Source organism: Mailhella massiliensis (assembly GCF_020741395.1).
GTDB lineage: Bacteria > Desulfobacterota > Desulfovibrionia > Desulfovibrionales > Desulfovibrionaceae > Mailhella > Mailhella massiliensis_A.
This window is the reverse complement of sequence record NZ_DYZA01000031.1, coordinates 1-15,136: the sequence shown is the minus strand read 5'-3', so window position 1 is coordinate 15,136 and position 15,136 is coordinate 1. Positions and strand designations below refer to the sequence as shown.

General features: G+C 59.7%; 12 protein-coding genes and 1 tRNA gene. 5 read left to right on the top strand and 8 right to left on the bottom strand.

Going from position 1 to position 15,136, the window contains the following annotated elements; genetic code table 11:
• The coding region (locus K8W16_RS01830; RefSeq protein WP_304120641.1) for a site-specific integrase at window positions 1–788 on the top strand (788 nt) is incomplete at its 5' end.
• 63 nt (window positions 789–851) lie between these two features.
• Here the strand turns inward: K8W16_RS01830 and K8W16_RS01825 are convergent.
• The 3 genes from K8W16_RS01825 to K8W16_RS01815 all read right to left on the bottom strand — a co-directional run bounded on the left by K8W16_RS01825 (window position 852) and on the right by K8W16_RS01815 (window position 3,300).
• Window positions 852–928: transfer RNA gene (locus K8W16_RS01825), tRNA-Glu, on the bottom strand.
• 18 nt (window positions 929–946) lie between these two features.
• Window positions 947–2,566, bottom strand: a complete 1,620-nt coding sequence (gene hflX / locus K8W16_RS01820; RefSeq protein WP_304120647.1) for a GTPase HflX — start codon at window positions 2,564–2,566, stop codon at window positions 947–949.
• A gap of 140 nt (window positions 2,567–2,706) precedes the next feature.
• Entirely contained in the window at window positions 2,707–3,300 is a 594-nt protein-coding gene (locus K8W16_RS01815; protein WP_304120639.1) for an IMP cyclohydrolase, read from the bottom strand.
• A 498-nt stretch (window positions 3,301–3,798) separates the two neighbouring features.
• Here K8W16_RS01815 and K8W16_RS01810 point away from each other — a divergent pair, with 498 nt between their 5' ends.
• Window positions 3,799–4,359 carry a hypothetical protein gene (locus tag K8W16_RS01810; protein WP_304120637.1) on the top strand — a complete coding sequence of 187 codons (561 nt, stop codon included), beginning with the start codon at window positions 3,799–3,801 and terminating at the stop codon, window positions 4,357–4,359.
• Between the two features lie 233 nt (window positions 4,360–4,592).
• Here the strand turns inward: K8W16_RS01810 and gdhA are convergent, their stop codons facing one another.
• The 4 genes from gdhA to dut all read right to left on the bottom strand — a co-directional run bounded on the left by gdhA (window position 4,593) and on the right by dut (window position 8,397).
• Window positions 4,593–5,951, bottom strand: coding sequence for an NADP-specific glutamate dehydrogenase (gene gdhA, locus K8W16_RS01805; protein ID WP_304120635.1), 1,359 nt, complete (start codon window positions 5,949–5,951; stop codon window positions 4,593–4,595).
• Window positions 5,952–6,404: 453 nt separating this feature from the next.
• Window positions 6,405–7,322 carry a D-alanine--D-alanine ligase gene (locus K8W16_RS01800; RefSeq protein ID WP_304120645.1) on the bottom strand — a complete coding sequence of 306 codons (918 nt, stop codon included), beginning with the start codon at window positions 7,320–7,322 and terminating at the stop codon, window positions 6,405–6,407.
• Between the two features lie 8 nt (window positions 7,323–7,330).
• Window positions 7,331–7,915, bottom strand: a complete 585-nt coding sequence (locus K8W16_RS01795) for an HD domain-containing protein (protein WP_304120634.1) — start codon at window positions 7,913–7,915, stop codon at window positions 7,331–7,333.
• Between the two features lie 23 nt (window positions 7,916–7,938).
• Window positions 7,939–8,397: a dUTP diphosphatase gene (gene dut / locus K8W16_RS01790; RefSeq protein WP_304120632.1), complete on the bottom strand. Its 459-nt coding sequence runs from the start codon at window positions 8,395–8,397 to the stop codon at window positions 7,939–7,941.
• A 347-nt stretch (window positions 8,398–8,744) separates the two neighbouring features.
• Between dut and K8W16_RS01785 the strand changes: the two genes are divergently transcribed.
• From K8W16_RS01785 to uvrC, 3 genes are all read left to right on the top strand, one after another.
• Window positions 8,745–9,470 (top strand): NYN domain-containing protein, encoded by a 726-nt coding sequence (locus K8W16_RS01785; protein WP_304120630.1) that lies wholly within the window; start codon window positions 8,745–8,747, stop codon window positions 9,468–9,470.
• A 63-nt stretch (window positions 9,471–9,533) separates the two neighbouring features.
• Window positions 9,534–10,952 (top strand): amidophosphoribosyltransferase, encoded by a 1,419-nt coding sequence (purF, locus tag K8W16_RS01780; RefSeq protein WP_304120627.1) that lies wholly within the window; start codon window positions 9,534–9,536, stop codon window positions 10,950–10,952.
• Window positions 10,953–10,960: 8 nt separating this feature from the next.
• Complete coding sequence (gene uvrC / locus K8W16_RS01775) at window positions 10,961–13,084, top strand: excinuclease ABC subunit UvrC (RefSeq protein ID WP_304120643.1); 2,124 nt, start codon at window positions 10,961–10,963, stop codon at window positions 13,082–13,084.
• A 34-nt stretch (window positions 13,085–13,118) separates the two neighbouring features.
• Here uvrC and K8W16_RS01770 read toward each other — a convergent pair whose 3' ends face one another.
• A complete protein-coding gene (locus tag K8W16_RS01770) occupies window positions 13,119–15,071 on the bottom strand; it encodes a sigma-54-dependent Fis family transcriptional regulator (RefSeq protein ID WP_304120625.1) in 1,953 nt (650 codons plus the stop codon).
• Window positions 15,072–15,136 lie beyond the last annotated feature (65 nt).

Here is a 15,136-nt window from a genome sequence, read left to right as displayed (position 1 = left end):
CAAGAGCCTATGAGTTTCTTTCCAGAATCAAGGATGAACGCGGGGCGAACGTCGCCAACAAGTACCGCAAGAACCTGCTGGCGGCATGGAACTGGGGTTCCGACTTCTTTGAGGGATTCCCACAGGTGGCACCACCATTTCTGAAGGTGAAGCCATTTCCCGTAAAGCACGGCGACCGCTATGTTCCACCAGAAAGTGATGTCATCAAGGTGTTTCAGCAGGCAGAAGGGCAGGACTTGGTCATGCTGCTGACCCTGTACTTCACGGGAGGACGCAGGAGTGAAATCTTCCGGCTGACGTGGAGCGATGTGGACCTTCAGAAGGAAAAAATCAGGCTGACCGACAACAAGTCGGGGAATGGAATGGAACGGGTGCGCTGGCTCCGAATGCACCCGGAACTGGTCAAGGCGCTCAAGTGGTGGCGGGATGCCCGCCCCTGCAAGGTGGACAATGTGTTCATGCAGCTTCAGAACGACACGTTTCTGGGGCAGCCGTTCACCCAGCGCATTCACTTCATGGAGCGTCTCTGCCGGAAAGCCCATGTGAAGCCCTTCGGTTTTCACGCCATCCGGCACAAGAGTGCGGCCATCACGTTCGTGAGTTCAGGTCTGAATGCCGCCCAAGTCCTTATGGGACATTATCGAGCGACTACAACGGATCGCTATACGAAGAGCGCGGGGCTGTACACGGACCAGAGCGAAATTCTTTCGGCTCTGGGAGGCAGCGGCATCGGGCAGGTAGTGGAAGACCTGCTTAAAACAAAAATTCCTCAAGAGAAGGTCTCCTGAGGAAAAATTGTAACCCAATTTTTGTAACCTAAAAACTGAGCTGCTGTAGCCTATTGAAATTTTTGGCGTCCCCAAGCGGATTTGAACCGCTGTTGACGGCGTGAAAGGCCGCTGTCCTGGGCCGGCTAGACGATGGGGACGTGCTGCGTTGCTGTTAGTTACCGAAAAGGCTCGGTGTCGTCAAGTATTATTTCCTCATCGGCGCGCCTTTTCCTTACCCTGCCTTTCTTTTCAAATTCCTCCCAGGTCTGCGGATCCCGGCGCTGCCACGCGCCTTCATCGAACATCTGCCGCTCTATGGCGGCGGCCGCCTTCTGAAGTCCCGTACCTGCAAGGGCAGAAACGGGAATCGCTTCCGGCCGGTCCAGAAGCAGGGGAACCCTGTCGTTCACGGGCACGGCGTCCCATTTGTTCAGAAGCGTGACACGGGGAATATGCTGAAGGCCCATCTCGGCAAGAATGCGCTCCACCGATTCCATCTGCTGATCCCTCTCGGGATGCGAGGCGTCCACCACATGAATGAGCAGGTCGGCTGCTTCCAGCTCTTCCAGCGTAGCGCGGAAGGCCTCCATGAGTTCCCGGGGCAGGGAACGAATGAAGCCCACGGTATCGGCCAGCACAAGTTCCCTCTCCTTCGGGAAACGCAGACGGCGTGTGGTGGGATCCAGCGTAGCGAAAAGCTTGTTTTCCGCCAGCACGTCGGCCTTCGTCAGCGCGTTCAGGAGTGTGGATTTCCCGGCATTGGTATAGCCCACCAGTGCGGCGAGCGGCAGGCCCTGACGCGCCCGGCGCGCCCTTGTGTGGAACCTCTGGCGGCGCAGTTCCTCCAGATCCTTGCGTATGCGGGTGATGCGCTCGCGGATGCGACGACGCTCCAGCTCCAGCTTGGTTTCGCCGCGCCCCTTGTTGCCGAAAATACCGCCCGCAAGGCGGTCCATGGAGCGGTGCTTGCCTGCAAGGCGCGGCAGGGAATATTGCAGCTGCGCCATTTCCACCTGCAGCTTGCCCGCCTTCGTCACCGCATGCCCGGCAAAAATATCGAGAATGAGCTGCGTCCTGTCCATGACGCGGCGCTCCGTCAGCTCCGAAAGGCTGTTGAGCTGCGCGGGGCTGAGCTCCCCGTCGAAAATAACCAGGGTGGCCTGCCCCTGAAGGGCAAGCACTTCCAGCTCGGCCAGCTTGCTGCGGCCGAGGATGTGCCGGGGGTGGATAGCGGCCACGCGCTGTATCATGCTGCCCGTCACCTTCACACCCGCGGTGCGGGCCAGTTCCGCAAGCTCGGCAAGGTGCCGCTCCTGCACGGCGCGCGGCGCGAGCGAAACGGAAACCAGCACGGCCCTCTCGCCCTCTTCTTCCTCGCCGGTGCTCACGGCATCATCGAGGACGCGGCCGAACTCCTCTTCCAGCATTTCCGCCTGGCGGGTGAAGTCGATATCCACCCTGTCCCATGAGAGCATGTCGCCCACGGCATAGCCGGAATCCTCCTGCCCCGGCGCGGGCGGCATGAGGTGGGCGCTCTGGCACATGCCGGGCTGCCCCCATTCATCCACGGTGAGCACGCTCACGGAATCAAGGCGCAGGAAAAGAAGGTCCATGAGGTCTTCATGGGAAAGGCCCTCTGAACCTAAGTGCGTATGCAGAAGGCGCAGGCCGCGCAGACGGCCCGCGCCCGTGCGTGCATGGGGAAGCTCAGGAATGAGGATGGAAGAGGCGTCGCCCACGATGACCATGCTCACCCGGCCCTGTCTGTCCAGCGCAAGGCCTATCTGCCGGGACAAAAGGCGGGAGAGCGCCGCCAGTTCCCGCGCCTGTTCAGGGCTGTAGCCGCCCTGAGGCGCATAGCGGCGCTGCCCCAGCCTGTTGAGAGCTTTCAACTCGCTGGGCTTGAGGCCCGCGGTATTGCCTTCCACACGGGCGGCTATTGTACGCCTCCGGCCATCCAGGTGGCGATCATGTCGTCGTAATTGGAGGTGGTGCGGAAGGTAGCGGCAGCCATGCGGCGGCGGAATTCGATGCTCACCCCGCCCTTTTCGATCTCTTCCATGGCCTCGGCATAGTAGGAAGGATCGGAAAGCACGAGGATGCTGTTGAAGTTCTTGGAAGAAGCGCGCAGCAGGCAGGGGCCGCCGATATCAATTTCCTCCACCATGGCGAGCGGATCAAGATGCTTTTCCAGCGCGGACTTGAAGTCGTACAGGTTGACGACTACGAGGTCGAAGGGCTTGATATCGAACTCTTCAAGCGTCTTCATGTGCTCCGGCACGTCCTTGTTGGCAAGGATACCGCCGTGAATACGCGGATTCAGGGTTTTCACGCGGCCGTTCAGGATTTCAGGAAAACCGGTGACCTCGCTCACGGCCGTCACGGGAAGGCCCTGATCCTTCAGAAATTTCATGGTGCCGCCGGTGGAAACCAGCTCAACGCCCTTTTTGTGAAGAAAAGCGGCGAATTCCGCAAGTCCGTCCTTATGCGTCACGCTCAGAAGAGCGCGCCTGATGGGAAGAAAGTCCATCGTAACCCCCTTGATGATATGATTTCATACTGCCAAAGGAGCCGTCAAATGGCAAGCGCCGCGCTATGGGAGGAATAAGGAAAACATACCGGATTCCCAAGCTTTTCCCTTTTTCAAAGCCTCTTTTTCCCCCCTTGAAATACCCCGAGAACCCATGAAAGGCCCTCCCCTTTCCCGCGGAAAACCGGCCCGGGAGGAAGGGGAACTTCATGGCTGGGAAATGAGATGCCGCCGGGCTCCGAAACCCGGGCGGGGCATGCCGGAAAGAACGCGCCCCGGCAAACGCGCTTTTGCCGCTCCCCGCCGGACGTATTCCACCCGGGGCTTTTCCCTTGACAAGGCTGCCCGGCAGACAGAAAAACAGGGGCGGGCCTTCACCGCGCCGCATGCCCATCCTCCAGAAGGGGACGCCCGGGCATGCGGGCAACGCGATCCTGCCGACCCGCATGGGCAACGCGGCCATTTGCATGCCGAACCTGCCGCTCCAGGGGGACTATCATGACGGAATCTTTTGCCGACCTTTTTCTGAAAGCCATGCGCTATGAGCACTGGCTCCGTTTCTATTTTCTGGAAGACGCGGAAGACCCCGACGGCGGCGCGCCCATGCAGGCCTCGCCGGAACGGGAACTGGCCGTGGAATCCATGGACGCAATCCTTGCCGTACCCGCCGGCACGGCCGCCCTGTCCCGCGAGGAAGAGCCGGCCCTTGCCGCCATTCTCGACGCCATGCAGGGCCGTCTTGTCTCCATGGAGCTCTCGCGGGATGTTATCTTCAGCTGGCTGGGAGAAAAAACGGGGGTGCGCCCCGGCAGCGCCGAATTTGAAGCGAACATGAGCGCCCTTGCCGGAGACGCATCCTTCCGCCGCCGCCTGGATTGCTTCCACGGCTGGGTGCAGGCGCTCGCCAACAATGAAATCGACCTTCAGGGCAACGCCCTGCCCCCCGATGCGCCGAAAGATGAGAGCATCCCCTCCTTCGCGGAGTGGGAAAAGGCCTTCCTCTTCTGGTTCGACATGCAGAAGCCCTTCGGGCTCGGAGCGATGGAAAGGCAGGGCTGAGGCCCGTCCGCTTCCCCTCCGGCATCATGGCCGCCCGCAGGAGCCCCGCCGCGCAGAAAAAAGGCCCTGTCCATCCCTTTGCTTCAGGCGCATCCCTCGCCTCAGGAAAAGACGCGGGCAAAACCGATATCTTCCCTTGAAGACGGGGCAGGCCCTTGCCCCATGACAGAAAAACACCGTCCTCCCCTCGGGGAAGACGGTGTTTTTCTGTTTGTAGAGGAGGAGGCTGATACTTACATGACGCCCTGCTCGATCATGCTGTCGGCCACCTTGCGGAAGCCCGCAATGTTGCCGCCCATCACATAGTTGCCGGGCTGGCCGAATTCTTCGGCAGTGTCATGCGCGGCCTTGAAGATACCGGCCATGATACCCTTGAGCTTGCCGTCCACTTCGTCGAAGGTCCAGGAAGTCATACCCGCGTTCTGTTCCATTTCCAGCTGGCTCGTGGCCACGCCGCCGGCGTTGGCGCACTTGGCCGGGCCGAAGCAGATGCCCGCCTTCTGGAATTCGGCGGTGGCTTCCAGGGTGGAAGGCATGTTCGCGCCTTCGCTCACCAGGATGCAGCCCTTGGAAAGGAGGTTCTTCGCGTCCGCAAGGGTGACTTCGTTCTGCGTGGCGCTCGGGAAGGCAAGATCCGCGCCCACGTTCCACACAGGATGTTCGCCGGCAGGGTAGTCGGCCACAGGAATGTAGGTGGCGTCCTTGCACAGTTCCGCATAGCGGGTGAGGGAGGCGCGCTCGCGTTCCTTGACCTGCTGGAGCACTTCCAGATTGATGCCGGCAGGCTGGTAGATGCAGCCTCTGGAATCGGACACGGTCACGGGCGTGGCGCCGAGCTGATAGAGCTTCTTCACGGTATAGATAGCCACGTTGCCGGAACCGGACACGGCAGCCTTCTTACCTTCGATTTCCTTGCCTACGGCTTTAAGCATGTTGTCGGCGAAATACACGTTGCCGAAGCCGGTAGCTTCGGTGCGGGCCAGTGAGCCGCCCCACTTGAGGCCCTTGCCGGTGAGCACGCCTTCAAAGCGGCTGGTCAGGCGCTTGTACTGGCCGAACAGATAGCCGATTTCACGGCCGCCCACGCCGATATCCCCGGCGGGCACGTCGCTCAAGGCGCCCACATAGCGGACAAGTTCCGTCATGAAGGCCTGGCAGAAACGCATGACTTCTGCGTCGGACTTGCCCTTGGGGTCGAAGTCGGAACCACCCTTGGCGCCGCCTATGGCAAGGCCGGTGAGGCTGTTCTTGAAGATCTGCTCAAACCCAAGGAACTTCAGAATGCTCTGGTTCACGCTGGGGTGGAAGCGCAGACCGCCCTTGTACGGACCTATGGCGGAATTGAACTGCACACGATAGCCGTTGTTCACCTGAATACGGCCCTTGTCGTCCGTCCAGGCGACGCGGAATTCGATGAGGCGTTCGGGCACCACGATGCGCTCAAGAATGGCGTTCTCCTCGTACTTGGATTCCTTTTCAAAAAGGGGCTCCATGGAAAGAAGCACTTCTTCCACAGCCTGAAGGAATTCCGGCTGATGAGGATACTTGGCGCGCACGCTCTCCACTACATTCCGCACATAACTGTTGCCCATGACTCGTTGCTCCTTAGAAAAATGTCAGGGGGCCATGCCCCGGATACGCATTTCCATACGCCCGCCTGTATAATACATTTTTGTCAAAAACAGGCGTTTCCTAGCGTTGACGACTATCGAGTATCCCTATTCTTCCCGAGAATCAACTCTTTTTATGACAAAAACGAAATTTTTTATATTCCCTTATCTATTGAAATATTTATTATTACCATTTTTGTAAAATAAAAATTATTTTTTTATCATATTTTTCAGCATGTTACAAAATAACATTTTTGTTCTTCTTTTTCCTCTCCCCAGCCATGAAGAAGCAGGCGCGGGGCATGGTGTTGTCCCACGGATGGACGGGAGTCTCTCCGGGCTCCTTCCCTCAGTCCCCCCGCGCCGCCTTCCGGGCATAAAAAAAACGCCCTTCTCCCGCATGGGAAAAAGGGCGTGAAAATAAGGAAAGGCGGCTCAGCGTCTGCCTTCCACGGCGTAACGCAGAAGGTTTTCCAGAAGCTCTCCGAAGGCCATGCCCTCGGCTGCGGCTTCCTTGGGCACGAGGCTTGCTCCCGTCATGCCGGGCAGAGTGTTCACCTCCAGCACAAAAAGTTCTCCATCGTCCCGCAAACGGAAATCGGTGCGGCTGTAGCCGGAAAGTCCGAGGCATCGGTGGGCGGCGAGGGCCATGGCCTGCACTTTCTCCGTCACCTCCGGGGCAAGGGGCGCGGGGCAGAGTTCCGCCGCGCCGTCGGGCGCGTACTTGTCATGAAAATCAAAGAACTCCCGCCTGGGTACGATGAGCACGGGCGGCAGGGCCCTTTCCTCCCCCCGGCGGCCCACCACGCCGCAGGTGACTTCCTGCCCCGGAATGAGCGTCTCGATGAGCACTTCCTGGTGCTGAGAAAAAAGCGTGTCCAGGGCCGAGGCCAGTTCCGCCTCATCGTTCACGCGGAAAAGGTCGATGCTGGAGCCTCCGGTATTGGACTTGACGAACAGCGGATAGGCCAGGGACGTCTTCCATCCCTCCGCGGGGCGGAAGGGCAGAAATTCATAGTCCGGCGTGGGGATACCCGAGCGGCGCATGAGCGCCTTGCCCGCCGCCTTGTTGAGAGCAAGAAAGGAACCCGCAGGACCGCTCCCCTGATAGGGGCAGCCCGCTTCATCGAGCAGAGCCTGCACAAGTCCGTCCTCCCCGGGCTGGCCGTGCAGGTTCAGAAAGGCCGCGTCGTGCCTGCCCGCTTCCTGAAGCAGCTCTTCAAAGCCGCTCGAAAGATCGAAAAGCGTCACTTCATGTCCCCGGGCGCGAAGCGCTTCGGCGATGGAGTCCGCCCCCTTCAGAGAAATCTCGCGCTCCGTGGACCATCCCCCGGCTACGAGAAGAATACGCATCCTGTCCATTAAAGGCTCCCCACCCTGTCGAATATGGCCTGCTCCACGGCCTGTACATGAGCGTAGTTCACGGCAATGGTCTCCATCTTGTCCGCGCTTATGCCGTAGCGCACCAGAAGGTCGTCGAACCTTTCCTTCACGGAAACCACCTGGGTATGACGCACGCGCTTATCGGCATAAGCCACGATGATCGGCAGACGCATGGGATCGCGCACATCGTCCATCTCGCCGCCGCTCCAGGGCCACTCCACATGGAAAAGCACAGCCTGAGCGAGAAGCGGATTGCCCGTTTCCTCCCGAACCCAGGCCGCGCCGAGCTGGGCGTGGCTGCCGCCGTGACGAATGGTGTAATTCTTGGCAATGTCGTGCAGCAGAGCCGCAGCCCGGGCGAGCGGCACGCTGAGCGCCCGCCCCGCCGGAATGACTCCGCGCTCCTCGGCGCGGGAGACTATCTCCACGGCCACGCCCGCCACGGCTCGGCAATGATCGCGGATATGCGGCGGAACCTCGTACTTATCCCACAAAAGAGCGCACTGCATCTCATCGGGCACGGCCCAGGAAGGATCGGCAGGAAATTCAAGAGAAGGCAACATGATGGAACCTCAAGCATAAAAAATCAGGCCCGGCCGGTATGGCCGAAGCCCCCGCCGCCGCGCTCCGTTTCGGAAAGCTCCTCCGCAGCCAGGGGCTCCGGCCTGCACACGGGCTGAAACACAAGCTGCGCCACACGCTCCCCGCGCCGGATGGAAACAGCCTCACCGGACGTATTGAGCAACCAGACGACGATCTCGCCCCTGTAGTCGGCATCCACCACGCCCACGCCCTGAGCCACGGCAAGGCCTTTGACGGCTCCCAGCCCGCTGCGGGAGTAGATGAAGCCCGCCGTATCGGGCTCGCAGGGCTCCACACAGATGCCGGAAGGCACCGCCGTGCGGGCCCCGGCATGCACCACACGCTCCTCTTCCTCGAAGCAGGCGCGCAGGTCCATGCCCGCAGAACCGGGCGTGGCATAGGAAAGACCGCCCCCGTAAAGAGCGGCGGAGTCGCGGAGATAGCGGACGTGGACACCGGCCATGAAAACCTCGCAGTAAAAAACATGCGGAACATCGGTTCCGCCCGGCATACATGCCGAGGGGAAAGAAGAATAGCCCGAACGAGCCCGGGGGGCAAGCGCCCCGACTCTTCCCTCTTCGGAGCAGGAAACGGCTTCCGTCGAAAGATTTTCCGCCGGGCCGGGCTCTCTTCCCAGAGGACGCGGCACTCTTATAACGGCATTACCATGCCATTTTCTTGACAGAATAAGATAGTAACACTATCGTCCTTACTTCGCCGCTTTCCTGGTACGGCATAAACATGCCGGTAAAACGTCAATGGTTGAACCTATATCCAAATTGGTGCTTCTGCAAAAAAAAGGTTGCTAGAATGGCTCGAGTAACATTTGTCGTCGACGGCGAATTCATGCGTAAGCGCATCATTTCGCTCAAGGCTTTTTACTTCGACTGGCAGGGCATACGTCGGCACTGCCTGTCCCACCTCGCCCCCGGGGAAACCGTGGGCCGTATTCTTTTTTACGACGCCCTGCCCTTCACCGGCAAGGGTGAACATCCCCTGAGCGGTCCCATGGATTTTTCCCAGACGCCGCTCATCGCACGCAAGCAGCAGTTTCTCCAGTCGCTGCGCGTTACGCCAGAAATCACGCTGCGCCTCGGCCGCTCCGCATGGCAGGCCGGTCAGTGGCAGCTTGATGCCAACCGCCTGGGCGAACTCATGGCCGGAGAGATCAGCGTGAACGACATTGAAGCCGGAGATATCTATCCCGATATACGCCAGAAGGGCGTGGACATGCTCCTCGGCCTGGATATCGCCGCTATAGCCTACAAAAAGCAGACCGATCGCCTCGTCATCGTGGCCAACGACGCCGACTATGTCCCGGCCGTGAAACTGGCCCGTGAGGAAGGCATCAAGGTAGTGCTCGACCCCTTGTGGACGCGCGCGGCGGAGGATCTGCGCGAACATGTGGATTATGTGTGCAACAAACTGCCCCGGCCGCAGCATGCCAACTATCCGCACGGAATCCACATTTTCGACGATCCCAAGGAATACAATCCCTGCCCTGCGCAGGAAGAGCACACGGAAGAAGAAGAATAAGCCGTCAGGCCTGCCCCAACGGGCGGGCCTTTTTTGTTCCGGCTTCAGGCAAAGGAGGCGCGCATGTGCGGCATTTTCGGCATCGTCGGCCATGAAGACGCGGCGAGGCTCTCTTATTTCGGCCTGTATGCCCTTCAGCATCGCGGCCAGGAAAGTGCGGGTATAGCCTCATGGAACGCAAAGGAAGGCTCCTGTCACCTGCATTCGGGCATGGGGCTTGTACCGGATGTATTCCATGAGGAAGACCTGAAACATCTTTGCGGCGAATGTGCCGTAGGGCATGTGCGCTATTCCACCACGGGCAAGCCGCAGCCGCGCAACGCCCAGCCTCTGCTTGTGCGGGTGAGAAACGGCGTGCAGCTTGCGCTCGCGCACAACGGCAACCTGACCAACGCCGCAGCCCTGCGCCGAAACCTGGAAAACGACGGCTGCATTTTCCAGACCACTATCGACAGCGAAATCTTCGTGCACCTCATCGCCCGGGCTCTTTCCACCCGCACGCTGGAAGAAGCCATTATTGAAGCCTGCAACAGGGTAGAAGGTGCCTACAGCCTGCTTATCCTGTGCGAAGGACGTATCTACGCCTTGCGCGACCCGCACGGCTTCCATCCTCTGAGCATGGCAAGGCTGGGAGACGCCTGGGTATTCGCCTCCGAAAGCTGTGCCTTCGACCTTCTGGAAGCGGACTATGCACGCGAAGTGGAACCCGGGGAAATGGTCGTCGCCACTCTGGGAGAATCCGCCTGCCGCAGCCTCCGTTTCGGCAGGAAGGAGGTCCCGGTGCGCCAGTGTGTCTTCGAGCTTGTATATTTTGCAAGGCCCGATTCGCGCATTTTCGGTGAAGATGTTTACCAGTGCCGCAAATGCATGGGCCGCAACCTCATCCGCGAATCCATGGCCGACGCGGAATGTGTGGTTCCTTTCCCGGATTCGGGCATCTACGCTGCTCTCGGCGTGGCCCAGGAAGCGGGCGTGCCCTACGAACACGCGCTCATCCGCAACCACTATGTGGGCCGCACCTTCATCCAGCCTTCCCAAAGCATGCGTCAGTTCAGCGTGCGGGTGAAGATCAACCCCGTACGCTCCATGATAGAGAACAAAAGCCTCTATGTGGTGGACGATTCCATCGTGCGCGGCACCACCATACGCACGCGCGTGGCCAAGCTGCGCGAACTCGGGGCAAGGGCCGTGCATTTTCGCGTGAGCAGCCCGCCCGTCAAATATCCCTGCTTTTACGGCATCGACTTCCCCTCTCCCGCCGACCTCATCGCCACAAAATACACGCCGGATGAAATCGCGGCCATGCTCGGACTCGACTCCCTGCACTATCTTTCCCAGGAGGGCCTGCTCGCCTCGGTCTCCCACCCGGACAGATACTGCACGGCCTGTTTCACCGGCGAATACCCCACGCCCCTGCCCGAAATCCAGGACAAGATGGCGCTGGAATATCACCGGAAAGGTGATGTGCGCTTCTCAGGCTGAAAACTATGATGGAACGTCCGCTCCCTTCCACCATCCCTTCCACCCCCGGCGTCTACCTGTACAAGGACGCCTCGGGCCGTATCATTTATGTCGGCAAGGCGGGCAACCTGCGCAGACGGGTGCTTTCCTACTTCCGCCCGGCGGATCAGCTCACGGCCAAGACTTCGGCCATGATAAGCCGCGCTGCGGATATCGAATTCCTTACCACCACCTCGGAAAAGGAAGCGCTGCTTCTTGAGTCCAGCCTCATCAAGAAACACCGCCCGCACTACAATATCTGCCTGCGCGACGACAAGCAGTACGTCATGTTCCGCCTCTCGGAAAAAGATCCCTTCCCCAGGCTGGAAATCGTGCGCCGCATGAAAAAACGCGACGGCGCGCGTTATTTCGGACCCTTCACCGCCGGGCTTGCCGCAAGGGAAACGTGGAAGACCATACACCGCATCTTTCCCCTGCGCCGCTGTTCGGACAGGGCCATGAAGAACCGCGAAACGCCCTGCCTCTACCATCACATTCATCTGTGCGCCGCGCCGTGCACCGGGGAAATCACGCCCGAGGCCTATGCGGACATGACGCGCCGCGTGACGCTGCTGCTTTCCGGCAGATCCCGCGAGCTTATCGACCATCTGCAATCCGCCATGGAACAGGCTGCCGAAAACCTGGAATTTGAAAAGGCCGCAGCCCTGCGCGACCAGATCCGCGCCATTGAAAAGACCGTGGAAAAGCAGGGTATCGTGCTGCAAAGCGGCGCCGACATGGACGTCATTGGCCTGGTGAGTCTGCCCGACGGGCTGGCGCTCGGCGTCATGTTCGTACGCCACGGCCTCGTGCAGGACAGAAGCGCCTTTTTCTGGCCCGGTCTGGGGCTGGAAGACGCCTCGGAGCTTCTCGTCAGTTTTCTCGGCCAGTTCTACCATGCCGAAAGCTCCATCCCTTCGCGCATCGTCTTGCCGTACCTGCCCTGGGAGGCCGGCCTTTCCGGCCAGCCTCTGGCCGTGGATTCGCAAAGCGCCCTCGTCGCCCCGCAGTCCTCGGCGAGCATGGCTTCCCCCTTCATGGAGGGGGGAGGCTGTACTCCCTGCTTCTGCGGGGAAGACACCCTCGCCGCATCCCCTGCAAAAAGCGTCTGTTCCGTATCCGCACCAGAAAGACACTTTCCCGCACATGCAGAAGAAAACGGCGCCCATGCTTCCCCTCCGCTCATGGAGGAGGCCCTTGCCCTTCTCAAGGCGCAGGAACATGCCGCCCCCGAGGAAGAAAGCAAGAGCGGCCGCGAGACGCTGGAAGAACTCTTTTCCGAGCTTCGCGGCGGGCCGGTGCGCATCGCCGTGCCGAGAAGTGAGGAGGAACGCCGCCTCATGGATATGGCCCGCAGCAACGCCCGCGAATCGGCCAGAAACCGGAAGGAGGCCTCGCTTGCGGAAAAGCTTGCCTCTGCCTTCCATGACGAGCGGCCCATCGTCCGCGTGGAATGTGCCGACGTGTCCCACACCGGCGGAGAATACACCAAGGTGGGGGCAGTGGTCTATGAAAACGGCAGGCCGATGAAGGAAGACTACAGGGTATGGAACATCGAGGGAGCGGGGGGCGACGACTACGCCGCCCTTTCCCTCTGGGCAAAACGCCGCCTTGAGCACGGCGAGCCATGGCCGGACCTTCTGCTCATCGACGGCGGGCGCGGACAGCTTGCCGCCGTGGACAAGGTGCTGCGCGAAGAGCTCGCCGCGGAGGGGCGCCTGCCCTTCCTCATTGCGGGTATAGCCAAGGCGCGCGACGAAAAGGGCCATGCCGACCGCCGGGCCGGAAACATCGCCGACCGCATTTTCGTGCCGGGCAGAAGCAATCCCCTGCCCCTGCGCGAAGGATGCCCGGAGCTGCTCTTTCTGCAGGTGGTGCGCGATGCGGCCCACGATTTTTCCATAGGCAGGCATCGTCAGGCCCGCGCAAGGCAGGCCTTCAGCGGGGAACTCAGGCAGCTGCCCGGCATAGGGCCGCACACGGCGCGCCTTCTCTGGGAGCATTTCGATTCCGTGGCGGACATGAAGGCCGCCACCCCCGAAGATCTCAGGCAGCTGCCCGGCATAGGGAAGCTCAAGGCCGAAGCTATCTGCCATGCGTTGAAAAAACTTTAAGTGCGGGGAAACGCTTCAAAAGCAATCGGAAAACTCAGCGGAACTCATCTGGATTCAAACCAAAGCGCTTCATTTTGACATAAAGCCCGCCGCGGGATACTCCCAAGATTTTTGCCGCCGCCCTTATATTGCCGCCCGTCTGCCGCAGGGCGTCGATGATGCCGACTCTCTCCCCGGCATACAGCGTTCCTTCGGGAATAAGGCTTCCCTCACTGCTTTTTCCTATATAGGGCGGCAGGCTGTCCACATCGATGAAGCTTCCCTCGGGACAGATGTTCACAGCGCGCTCAACGACATTTTCCAGTTCGCGAATATTCCCCGGCCAAGTGTATTCATTCATGCGGCAAAGCGCCTCGCGGGTAAAGCCTTTCACCTTTTTATATAAGCTGGATGAGAACTTGTGCAGGAATTGCACCGCCAGCAGAGGAACGTCTCCCGAGCGCGCCGACAAAGGAGGAAGCTGAAGAGGAAAGACATTGAGCCGATAGTAGAGATCCGCACGGAAGACATGGGCGGCAATGGCTTCCTGAAGATTCCTGTTGGTCGCGGCAATGACCCGCACGGATACCTTGCGGCTGTTCTTTCCGCCTACGCGGGTCACTTCGCCGTTCTGCAGCAGGCGCAGAAGGGCCACCTGGGCATCCAGCGGCATATCGCCGATTTCATCAAGGAAAATGGTCCCCTCATCGGCCAGCTCAAACTTGCCCGGCTTACCGTTCTTATCCCCTCCCGTGAATGTTCCCTGGGCGTATCCAAAAAGCTCGCTTTCAACCAGCGAACGGGGAATGGCCCCGCAGTTCACGGCGACAAAGGGTTTGTTCGCACGGGGACTGGCGTTATGAATGGCCTGAGCAAAAAGCTCCTTGCCTGTTCCGCTTTCCCCCAGAAGAAGGATGGTCGTATGGCGGCCAGCAACCATACGCGCCTGTTCACGTACCGCCACAATGGCGGGGGACTCGCCGATGATCTGATCGAAGGTGAAGGCCGCCTGCGTACCTGCGAGCTGCACGGCCAGGCTCCGCATACGCCGGGTTTCCGAAAGAAGCAGAACAAGCCCCCCACCATACCGGTAACAGGAGATCATGCAGGAAAGCTTTTTTCCCGTCTGCAGAGTCAGATCCATTTCCTGGTTCACCACGGGCACAGGGCTGTGGAGCATGTCTTCCAACCGGCTGTTGGGACGGATGATATCCATGATGTTCCTGCCCCTGTACTCACCTCCGAGCCTCAGCACGTTACGGGCCTGACCGTTGATGATCTCTATGTTCAAGGACGGAGAAAGAATAATGGCCCCGGCTTCCATAAGGTCGGCCATGGCCTGCTGCTGCCGCAGCATGGTTTTTAGCCTCAGCTGTCCGGAAATGGCAAAAGCCACCGCCTTGACCATGCCCAGGGTGTGCGGATGGTAAAGCGTGCACGGCTGCGTCACGAAAAGCACGCCCCGAAGATCTTCCTTATCATCGAAGACCGGAGCGGCCGTGCACGCCCACTTGCTGCCGCGATCCGCAAAATGCTCCTCACCGAAAATTTCAACAGCATCCCTCAGAGCAATACACGTTCCAATGGCATTGGTGCCTTTGGAGTCCTCCGTGGAAATATCCTTCCCTCCGTCACGGGGAAAAAATTCATTTCTGCCCGTGTTCTTCCGGCTTGAACAAAGTTCGATGCCACGCTCATCCGTAAAGGTGATGGAGCTGCGCTGAAACAGAAGGGAAGGAAGAAGCGCATTGTCAATGAACGACGAGGCTATTTCAATCAGCGTCGCATTTTTCTCCAGCGTGGAAACATACTCCGCAGAAGTGGCGATGATGGGCTGGTTGGCAACCGGATCTATGCCGTAGGCATAACTGCGCTCCCAGGACTCGGCGATGATATCCCTGACTATACTCCTGTCGACCTGCCCTCCGCGCAGAAACGCCATTTTCTGCGCCCTGATAGCGGCCTGCCGTTCCGGGGACAGCAGCATCTCTTCCATGAAGTGGGCCATGATTTCCACCCTGTTTTAATGTTTAATATCATGACATGTCATATATGACATGTCATGATATTAAA